At 74.4% G+C, this 10,014-nt stretch carries 7 protein-coding genes; 2 read left to right on the forward strand and 5 right to left on the reverse strand.

Annotation, left to right across the window (positions count from 1 at the left end; translation table 11 throughout):
- The coding region (locus AB0D45_RS33955; RefSeq protein ID WP_362466385.1) for a DNA-directed RNA polymerase sigma-70 factor at window positions 1-936 on the forward strand (936 nt) is incomplete at its 5' end.
- A 63-nt stretch (window positions 937-999) separates the two neighbouring features.
- On the opposite strand, the gene sucD is transcribed toward AB0D45_RS33955, so the two are convergent.
- The 5 genes from sucD to AB0D45_RS33980 all read right to left on the reverse strand — a co-directional run bounded on the left by sucD (window position 1,000) and on the right by AB0D45_RS33980 (window position 8,031).
- Window positions 1,000-1,890: a succinate--CoA ligase subunit alpha gene (gene sucD / locus AB0D45_RS33960; protein WP_054227728.1), complete on the reverse strand. Its 891-nt coding sequence runs from the start codon at window positions 1,888-1,890 to the stop codon at window positions 1,000-1,002.
- A gap of 21 nt (window positions 1,891-1,911) precedes the next feature.
- Window positions 1,912-3,090 (reverse strand): ADP-forming succinate--CoA ligase subunit beta, encoded by a 1,179-nt coding sequence (sucC, locus tag AB0D45_RS33965; protein ID WP_361610099.1) that lies wholly within the window; start codon window positions 3,088-3,090, stop codon window positions 1,912-1,914.
- A 276-nt stretch (window positions 3,091-3,366) separates the two neighbouring features.
- Window positions 3,367-4,527, reverse strand: coding sequence for a VWA domain-containing protein (locus AB0D45_RS33970; protein ID WP_362466388.1), 1,161 nt, complete (start codon window positions 4,525-4,527; stop codon window positions 3,367-3,369).
- Between the two features lie 103 nt (window positions 4,528-4,630).
- On the reverse strand, window positions 4,631-6,928 hold the full coding sequence (locus AB0D45_RS33975) for a DUF5682 family protein (protein WP_362466391.1): 2,298 nt from the start codon (window positions 6,926-6,928) through the stop codon (window positions 4,631-4,633).
- A complete protein-coding gene (locus AB0D45_RS33980; RefSeq protein WP_362466394.1) occupies window positions 6,925-8,031 on the reverse strand; it encodes an AAA family ATPase in 1,107 nt (368 codons plus the stop codon). The genes AB0D45_RS33975 and AB0D45_RS33980 overlap by 4 nt, the downstream gene beginning before the upstream one ends.
- Window positions 8,032-8,165: 134 nt before the next feature.
- On the opposite strand from AB0D45_RS33980, the gene AB0D45_RS33985 reads away from it, so the two are divergent.
- Window positions 8,166-9,512 (forward strand): SWIM zinc finger family protein, encoded by a 1,347-nt coding sequence (locus AB0D45_RS33985; RefSeq protein ID WP_362466397.1) that lies wholly within the window; start codon window positions 8,166-8,168, stop codon window positions 9,510-9,512.
- The last annotated feature ends 502 nt before the right edge of the window (window positions 9,513-10,014 follow it).

Raw genomic sequence — 10,014 nt, forward strand, 5'->3', positions numbered from 1 at the left:
CCCGCCGCGGAGGAACCGTTTCCTCAGACCGCCCCGGCCCCCGCCGGAGCACCCCACCCGGACCCCGCCCCGGGTGAGCCCGCCCGCCCCGCCGCCCCGCCCGGGCCGCGGCCGCTGCCCCCGCAGAACCCCGCCGAGGCCTTCGACGCCCTGTACGACCACGCCGCGGCCGCCCTCGTCCGCCAGGCCTACCTGCTCACCGGCCGCCGCGCCCTCGCCCTGCACTCCGTCGAGCAGGCGTTCCGTCAGGCCTGGGGCCGCTGGCCCGAGGTGGCCACCGACCCCGACCCCGTCGGCTGGGTGCGCTCGGCCGCGTACGAGTACGCCCTCTCCCCCTGGCACCGCTTCCGCCGGGCCCACCGGCACCCCGACAAGCCCCCGGCCGACCCGGCCGACCGGGTCCTGCTGGACGCCCTCCTCGCGCTGGCACCCGTACGCCGCCGGACGGTGCTGCTCTACGACGGCGTGGGCCTCGACCTGCCCGACACCGCCGCCGAGACGGAGGCCAGCACGCCCGCCGCGGGGCACCGCCTGCTGCGCGCGCACGCGGAACTCTCCCGCCGGCTCCCCGAGCTGGCCGGCGTACCGCCCCGGCAGCGGTCCGCCCTGCTGCGCGAGCGTCTCGGCACGGTACGGCCCGCCGTACCGCTGGAGCCGCGCCCGGCGGCCGCCGTCCGCACCCTGTGCGAGCACCGGGCCCGGCGGCTGGCGCGGGCCGCGCTCGTCCTGACGGCGGTGATCGCCGCCTCGACGGGGTACACCACCGTCACCGCGCCGGACCACTACGAGCCGCCGGTCGCACCCGGGGCGAGCGTCTCCGGGGTCCCGCCGCTGAGCGGCCCCCAGCGGCTCACCGAGGAGAGCCGGGACCTCCAGGACAAGCTCCGCGCCGACCCGGCCGCCGGGCCCCACCGGCTCTCCCCGAGCAGCGAATGAGAACGGGCGTGGCCCGCACCCCGGAGGGTGCGGGCCACGCCCGTGCATCCGTACAGCTGCTGCCTACTGGGCGGCGTTGAGGATCTCGCGCGCCAGCTTGGCCGTCTCGGTCGGGGTCTTGCCGACCTTGACGCCCGCGGCCTCGAGGGCCTCCTTCTTGGCCTGTGCGGTGCCAGAAGAACCGGAGACGATGGCGCCGGCGTGGCCCATGGTCTTGCCCTCGGGGGCGGTGAAGCCCGCGACGTAGCCGACGACCGGCTTGGTGACGTTCTTCGCGATGAAGTCCGCCGCGCGCTCCTCGGCGTCGCCGCCGATCTCGCCGATCATGACGATGAGCTCGGTCTCCGGGTCGGCCTCGAAGGCCTCCAGGGCGTCGATGTGCGTGGTGCCGATGACCGGGTCGCCACCGATGCCGACGGCGGAGGTGAAGCCGATGTCGCGCAGCTCGTACATCATCTGGTAGGTCAGCGTGCCCGACTTGGACACGAGACCGATCTTGCCGGGCTTGGTGATGTCGCCCGGGATGATGCCGGCGTTGGACTGGCCGGGGGTGATCAGACCCGGGCAGTTCGGGCCGATGATCCGGGTCTTGTTGCCCTTGGCGGTCGCGTACGCCCAGAAGGCGGCGGAGTCGTGCACCGCGATGCCCTCGGTGATGACGACGGCCAGCGGGATCTCGGCGTCGATGGCCTCGACGACGGCGGCCTTGGCGAAGGCCGGCGGGACGAAGAGGACGGAGACGTTGGCGCCCGTCTTCTCCATCGCCTCGGCGACGGAGCCGAAGACCGGGACCTCGGTGCCGTCGAAGTCGACGCTCGTGCCGGCCTTGCGCGGGTTCACGCCGCCGACGATGTTGGTGCCGTCAGCCAGCATCAGCTTGGTGTGCTTCATGCCCGTGGCACCGGTCATGCCCTGGACGATGACCTTGCTGTCCTTGTTGAGGAAGATAGCCATGTGAGTCTTTGACCTCTGCCCTTACTTCGCAGCCGCGAGCTCGGCGGCCTTGTCGGCCGCGCCGTCCATGGTGTCCACGCGCTGCACCAGCGGGTGGTTGGCGTCCGAGAGGATCTTGCGACCCAGCTCGGCGTTGTTGCCGTCGAGGCGGACGACCAGCGGCTTGGTGACCGCCTCGCCCTTGTCCTCGAGCAGCTGCAGCGCCTGGACGATGCCGTTGGCGACCTCGTCACACGCGGTGATGCCACCGAAGACGTTGACGAACACGGACTTGACGTCCGGGTCGCCGAGGATGATCTCGAGGCCGTTGGCCATGACGGCGGCGGAGGCGCCACCGCCGATGTCGAGGAAGTTGGCGGGCTTGACGCCACCGTGGTTCTCGCCGGCGTAGGCGACGACGTCGAGGGTGCTCATGACGAGACCCGCGCCGTTGCCGATGATGCCGACCTCACCGTCGAGCTTGACGTAGTTGAGGTTCTTCGCCTTGGCGGCGGCCTCGAGCGGGTTCGCGGCCGCGTGGTCCACGAACTCCTCGTGGCCCGGCTGGCGGAACTCGGCGTTCTCGTCGAGCGAGACCTTGCCGTCGAGGGCGATGACGTCGCCGTTGGCGACCTTCGCGAGCGGGTTGACCTCGACGAGGAGCGCGTCCTCGGCGATGAAGGTCTGCCACAGGGTCACGAGGACCTCGGCGACCTTCTCGGCGACCTCGGCCGGGAACTTCGCGAGGGCGACGATCTCGCGGGCCTTCTCGATGGTCACGCCCTCGTTGGCGTTCACCGGGACCTTGGCGAGCTTCTCGGGGGTCTCCTCGGCGACCTGCTCGATGTCCATGCCGCCCGCGACCGAGGCCATGGCCAGGAAGGTGCGGTTGGTGCGGTCGAGGAGGTACGAGACGTAGTACTCCTCGAGGATCTCCGGAGCGGTCTCGGCGATCATCACCTTGTGGACCGTGTGGCCCTTGATGTCCATGCCGAGGATGTCCGTCGCGCGGGCGACGGCCTCGTCGGGGGTGGCGGCGAGCTTCACGCCACCGGCCTTGCCGCGGCCGCCGACCTTCACCTGAGCCTTGACGACCGACTTGCCGCCCAGCTTCTCGGTGGCCTCGCGCGCCGCCTCAGGCGTGTCGATGACTTCACCGGCCAGCACCGGTACACCGTGCTTGGCGAAGAGGTCCCTCGCCTGGTACTCGAACAGGTCCACGCGCGTCCGTCCCTTGTCTTCAAAGATTCGCAGTGATTCGCGGTTTGTCTGCTATCTGCGTGGGCGTGCCGCGGAGGGCAACGTGACGGCGCTGTCACTAGGAAGGCGCACACGGTGACCGTGGACGCGGCATGTCCGTCTCGCAGGTTATCCCCGTGGGACGTGGGTCCCTAAATCGCAGATCACACCTGAGCGGTGATACCTGTCACAGATCGCCTCACGGTTGAACTGCATCTTCGTGTGATCTGCCGATATGCGGCGGCCGCGGTGCGCGGCTCACGGGACGGGCAGCGGCCGCTTCTCCAGGGCGGCCGCCATCACCTCCGGGAACAGGTCGGGGGTGCAGGCGAAGGCGGGCGCGCCCAGGGCGGCCAGGGCCGCCGCGTGCTCGCGGTCGTAGGCGGGCGCGCCCTCGTCGGACAGCGCCAGCAGGGTCACGAACTCCACGCCCGCCCCCTTCATGGCCGCGACGCGCTTGAGCATCTCGTCGCGTATGCCGCCCTCGTACAGATCGCTGATCAGGACGACGACCGTGTCGGCCGGCCGGGTGATCTTCGACTGGCAGTAGGCGAGGGCGCGGTTGATGTCGGTGCCGCCGCCCAGCTGCGTGCCGAACAGGACGTCGACCGGATCGTCGAGCTGATCGGTCAGGTCGACCACCGCCGTGTCGAAGACGACCAGCCGGGTGGCGATCGAGCGCATGGAGGCGAGGACCGCCCCGAAGACGGAGGCGTAGACGACCGAGGCGGCCATCGAACCCGACTGGTCGATGCAGAGGACGACCTCCTTCTTCACCGCCCGGGACGCCCGGCCGTAGCCGACGAGCCTCTCGGGGACGACGGTCCGGTGCTCCGGGAGGTAGTTCTTCAGGTTGGCCCGGATGGTCCGGTCCCAGTCGATGTCCCGGTGGCGGGGGCGGCTGATGCGCGCCGAACGGTCCAGCGCCCCCGTGAGGGTCGCCCGGGTGCGCGTCGCGAGGCGCTTCTCCAGCTGCTCGACCACCTTGCGGACGACGGCCCGCGCCGTCTCCCTGGTGGTGTCGGGCATGGCCTTGTTCAGCGACAGCAGGGTGCCGACCAGATGGACGTCCGGCTCGACGGCCTCCAGCATCTCCGGCTCCAGCAGGAGCGCGGACAGCCCGAGCCGCTCGATGGCGTCCCGTTGCATGACCTGGACCACCGGGCTCGGGAAGTACGTACGGATGTCCCCGAGCCAGCGCGCCACGTGCGGCGCGGAACCCCCGAGGCCGGCGGACCGCTCCCCCCGGTCCCGGCCGCCCCCGCCTCCGCCGTAGAGCGCCCCCAGGGCCCCGTCCATCGCCGCGTCCCGCCCGCTGAGGGCGAGGCCCGTCCCCTCGCCCTCGCCGCCGCCGAGCACCAGCCGCCACCGCCGCAACCGCTCGTCTCCGGCGGTCCCCGGGTCACCCGTCCTCGTCATCTGCCGTCCCCTCTCGTTCCGTTCCTGTGGTCCGCTGCCTGCGGACGGTCGCCACTGCGCGGATCGGCCTCCTGCCCGCCCTCCGCCCGTTCCCGGGGCGAGGTCAGGCCGCCGTGAGGAGGAGGCGGGCCACGTCGGCGGCCGCGGCCGCGCGGGCCTCGTCCAGCTCCGGGGCGAAGCCCGCGGGGGCGGCTCCGGATGCGGTGGCCGCCGCACGGGCACCCGGGCCGCGCCGGACCAGCTCGCCCAGGGTCCGCCGCACGCCCGGCTCGTACGCCCCGAACGTCCGCCGCAGCAGCGGCAGTACGTCGATGAAGGCACCCTCCGGCACCGACACCAGCCACGCGTCGATCAGCCCGAGCAGCCGCTCGTCGTGGACCAGCAGCGTCCCCCCGCCGGCGCCCCCGCCGGCGAACCCCTCGAGCCAGCCCGCCGCGTCGGCCGGGGCGGCCGCCGGGGACAGGGCGAGCCCCATCAGCCGCGCCGTCTCCCCGCCCGCCAGCCGTCCGTCGTCCAACAGGAGCCGCACGGCCCGCCCGCGTATCCCCCCGGGCACGCTCTCCCGCCCGGCCAGGGTCCGCAGCACGGCCGACCAGCGCTCCCGCAGCCCCGGGTCCGCGTCGGCCAGCAGGCCCACCGCCCCGTGCACCCCGTCGATGTGGCCGCGCAGCTCGGCCGCACCGTCGGCGTCGAGCCCGGCCGCGCAGGCCGGCGGCAGGGCCACGCAGATCCGCTCGGCCAGCCCGGCGGCGACCGTGCCGAGCGCCGCCGCGTCCGTACCCCGTACGTCCCCGTACCGCAGTGAACGGGCCAGGGCGGGCAGCGCCTTGGCGAGCCGGGCCACGTCCGTGTCCAGCGCGGCCCGGTCGGCGAGCGCCCGCAGCACGGCCGGCAGCGCCTGCGACAGCCCGGCCAGCAGGCAGCGCTCGGCCAGTGCCGTGACCTCCCCCAGCTCCCCGGCGGCCGCCGCGTCGGCCTCCGCCTTGGCGGTGGCCGCCCCCAGGACGGTGGTGCCCCAGATCCCGGCCTCGGCGACACGCACCGACAGCTCCGGCTCCCAGCACAGCCGCCAGGTCTCCCGGAAGGTGCCCGTGCCGCTCCGGGAGGCGGTGGGTGTGCCCCAGTCGACCCCGAGCAGCCGCAGCCGGTGCAGCAGCAGGGACTTGGCCGCGTCGGAGTCCTTGCGCAGGTCCAGCTCCAGATCCCGCCGCTGCGCCTCGGCCTTGAGCCGCAGGGAGCGCTGCCGGCGGGTGAGGTCCCGCTGGAGCGGCACGGCGGGCGCCGCGTCCGGGACCTCGCCGAGCACGTCCCCGACCACGAGCCGGTCCTCGATCAGCGCGAGCGGCACGTCCGAGCCGTCGCACATCACCGCCCGGGCCGCTTCCAGCGTCTCCGCGAGCCCCGGGAGCGGGCGGCCCCGTACCGCGGCCAGGGTCTCGGCCAGGCGGACCGCCTCGATCACGTGCGCCGAGGAGACCTGCCGGTCCTCCTCCCGCAGCAGCCCCGCGACCTTGGTCAGCCACCGCTCGACCGGCCGGTCGCGGGCCGCGAAGAGGTGGGCGTACCAGCCGGGCGAGGTGACGCCCGCGCCGTACCCGCCGGCCCGGGCGAGCCGGCGGTGGGTCCACGGCACCCAGGTGGTCTCCACCTTGACCTTGGGCAGCCCGGCCAGCAGCGCCCTGTCCGCGGCCACGGTGGACCCGGCCCGCAGCGCCGGGACGTGCCAGGCGCCGCACACCACGGCGTAGTCCTCCCCGAACTCCCTGCGGGCCGCGCGCATCCGCTGCCGCATATGGGCCTCGCGGACCAGGTCGCGGGGCCGCCCGGCGTCCCCGTAGGCCTCGCGCAGGGCGCCCATGGCCTCCCCCACGGCCTCGAAGGCGGCCAGCGGATCCCGGACCTCCCCCGTGCCCCGGTGTTCGACCACGTCCTCCCACCAGTGCTCGGGGTCCTCGTACCCGGCGGTCCGCGCCAGCACCCCGAGCGGGTCCACCGGCAGGGCGGCGGGCCGGAGGGCGCCCGGCCGCCCCTCCTCCTGCTCGTCGTCGTCCTCGTCATCGTCCTCGGGCGCGGCCAGCGTGTGGGCGGCCGGCAGGTCGATGAAGCGCACCGGCACGTCCCGCGCCTGGGCCCAGCGCAGGGCGGCCCATTCCGGGGAGAAGCCGGCCAGGGGCCAGAAGGCGGCCCTGCCCGGGTCGTCCGCCGCGTGCGCGAGCAGGGCGACCGGCGGGCGCATGCCGGGCTCGGCGGCCAGGGCGAGCAGCGCGTCACCCTCGGGCGGTCCCTCGATGAGCACGGCCCGCGGCTGCGCCCGGTCCAGCGCGGCCCGCACCGCCCGCGCCGAGCCCGGCCCGTGGTGGCGGACGCCCAGCAGCAGCGGCCCCGCGGCCCCGGGGCTCATGCCGTCACCTCCCGGCAGGCGCGGTAGAAGTCCTTCCAGCCGTCCCGTTCGCGGACGACCGCCTCGAGGTACTCCTGCCAGACGACGCGGTCGGCGGCCGGGTCGCGGACGACGGCCCCGAGGATCCCGGCGGCCACGTCGGAGGGGCGCAGGACGCCGTCCCCGAAGTGCGCGGCGAGGGCCAGTCCGCCGGTGACCACGGAGATGGCCTCGGCGGTGGACAGGGTGCCGCTGGGTGACTTCACCTTGGTGCGGCCGTCGTCGGTGACGCCGTCGCGCAGCTCCCGGAAGACGGTGACGACCCTGCGGATCTCCTCCAGTCCCTCGGGTACGGCGGGCAGGTCCAGGGCGCGGCCCATCTGGTCGACGCGGCGGGCGACGATGTCGACCTCGGCTTCGGCGGTGGCGGGCAGCGGCAGGACCACGGTGTTGAAGCGGCGGCGCAGTGCGCTGGAGAGCTCGTTGACCCCGCGGTCGCGGTCGTTGGCGGTGGCGATCAGGTTGAAGCCGCGCACGGCCTGGACCTCTTCGCCCAGCTCCGGTATCGGGAGCGTCTTCTCCGACAGGACGGTGATGAGGGTGTCCTGCACGTCGGCCGGGATGCGGGTGAGCTCCTCGACGCGGGCGGTCATGCCCTCGGCCATGGCCCGCATGACGGGGCTGGGGACGAGGGCTCCGCGGCTGGGGCCGTGGGCGAGGAGACGGGCGTAGTTCCAGCCGTAGCGGATGGCCTCCTCCGGCGTGCCGGCCGTGCCCTGCACCAGGAGGGTGGAGTCCCCGCTGACCGCGGCGGCGAGGTGTTCGGACACCCAGGTCTTGGCGGTGCCGGGGACGCCGAGCAGGAGCAGGGCGCGGTCGGTGGCGAGCGTGGTGACGGCGACCTCGACGATCCGGCGCGGCCCGACGTACTTCGGCGTGATGACGGTGCCGTCGGCGAGCGTGCCGCCCTGGAGGTAGGTGGCCACGGCCCACGGGGAGAGCTTCCAGCGGGCCGGGCGGGGCCGGTCGTCTGCGGCCTCGAGGGCTTTCAGTTCGTGTGCGAAGGCGTCTTCGGCGTGCGGTCGCAGCGCCTCGCCGCCGGTGCCGTTCTCGGGCGTGCTCATGGTCCCCCTCCGATCCTCGGCAGCCGCTCCCGACTGCTTGCTCCACCGTGCACCATGCCACTGACAACGCCCCCTGTTCGCAGCGTTGTTGCAGGTCAGAGGGATTGTCAGTGGGGGTCTCTACGGTGGTTCACATGACTGAGCAGGGGGTCCGCTGGACGGCGGAACAGGTACTGGCTCTGGCTCCTGACGAGGCGTCGCGCAAGGCGGGGGGCAGGCTGGGAGGGGCGGGTCCGTGGTCACAGACCGGAGGTTCCGCTTCCGGTGCGGTGTGGGGATCGTGCAAGGGCAGTGGCAGTACGCCGTACCGGACGGTCGTCGACCGGACCGGACCGGCGTTCAAGTGCTCCTGCCCGAGCCGGAAGTTCCCGTGCAAGCACGCGCTGGGGCTGCTGCTGCTCTGGGCGGCGGAGGGGCTCGGTGAACCGGGCGAGGCCCCGGACTGGGCGGCGGAATGGCTGGCCGGGCGCGCGGCGAAGGCGTCGCGGCCCGCGGGCCCGGCGGCCGGGCCGGTGGACGTGGAGGCGGCCCGCAAGCGGGCCGAGCGGCGGGCCGGACGCGTCAGCGCGGGCGTCACCGAGCTGGAGCAGCGGCTCGTGGACCTGCTGCGCGGCGGCATCGCCGGGCAGCAGCAGGCCGGATACGCGCCCTGGGAGGAAGCCGCGGCCCGCATGGTCGACGCCCAGGCGCCCGGACTCGCCGCCCGGGTACGGGAGTTGGGGACAATACCCGGTTGCGGCCCCGGCTGGCCCGCCCGGATGCTTGAGGAGTTCGCGCTGCTGCACCTGCTGGACAGGGCCTGGCTGGGGGTGTCCGGGCTGCCGGAGCCGCTGGCCGCGACCGTCCGGAGCCGGGTGGGGCTGCCGTCTCCGGCAGAGGGTGAGACCGTCCGGGACCGCTGGCTCGTACTGGCCCAGTACGACTCGGTGTCCCCGGACGGCCGCCTCACCACCCGCCGGATATGGCTGCGCGGGCTGGAGGGCGGACGCCCGGCGCTGGTACTGGACTTCGGCCCGCCCGGGCGGCCGCCGGCGCTGGCGCTGCCCGTCGGACTGGTGCTGGAGGCGGAAGCCCGCTTCCGGCCCGGATCGGCGGGGCTGCGGGCGGAGTTGGGGGACCGTACCGCGGCCGCGGTGCCGGCCGCCCGCACTCCGCCCGGGGTGAGCACCGCCGAGGCCCTGGAGGCCTACGGGACCGCGCTGCGGGAGGACCCGTGGCTGGAGTCCTGGCCGGTAGTGCTCGGCCCCGTGATCCCGATACCGGGTGAAGGGGGCGAGGCGGCCTGGCAGCTCGCGGACGCGCAGGGGACGTCCGCACTGCCGGTGGCGCCCGGGCAGGGCCGTTCGCGGTCCGGCCTGTGGCAGCTGGCCGCCCTCTCGGGCGGCGGCCCGGTCACGGTCTTCGGCGAGTGCGGCCACCGCGGCTTCACCCCGCTGACGGCCTGGCAGCGCGGCTCGCCCGAGCCGGTGGCCCTGGTCTGAGCACGGGCGGAACCACAAGAAAACGCAGGGGGCCTGGGGGCCCGTATGCCTTCGGAGGGGAGCGGCACGGGGAGGGGCGCACGGCGCGGGGGCGCCGGCGCGCGAAGAAGCACGAGAAGCCGGGGGGCTTGTATGAACGACAACCACGCCAGTTGAACGCGGTCGAGCCGCACACCGGCGGCCCGGTCCCGCGGAGGGGGCGGGACCGGGCCGCCGGCGGCCGGCCGACGACGAGGGCCACGGCCGCCGGCTTCCGGCAGGCCGCAGCCGGCGGATGGCGCCCGGGCCGTGGGGCGGGAGTCGGCGGTCGGTGAAGGACGGGGTACCGGTGATGAGGGAGGGGTTCGATGGGCAAGGGTGACGAGGGGTACCAGGACTGGGAGGAGCTGGTCACCGCCGCGCTGCTGGGCACCGAGCGGCGGGGCGGCTCACCCGAGGCTCAGGGTGTCGGGCCCGGAGAAATTCCAGCGCAACGCCAACGGCGCGGGCTCCGTCACGGAAG

Source organism: Streptomyces sp. NPDC048352 (assembly GCF_040651895.1).
Taxonomy (GTDB): Bacteria; Actinomycetota; Actinomycetes; order Streptomycetales; family Streptomycetaceae; genus Streptomyces.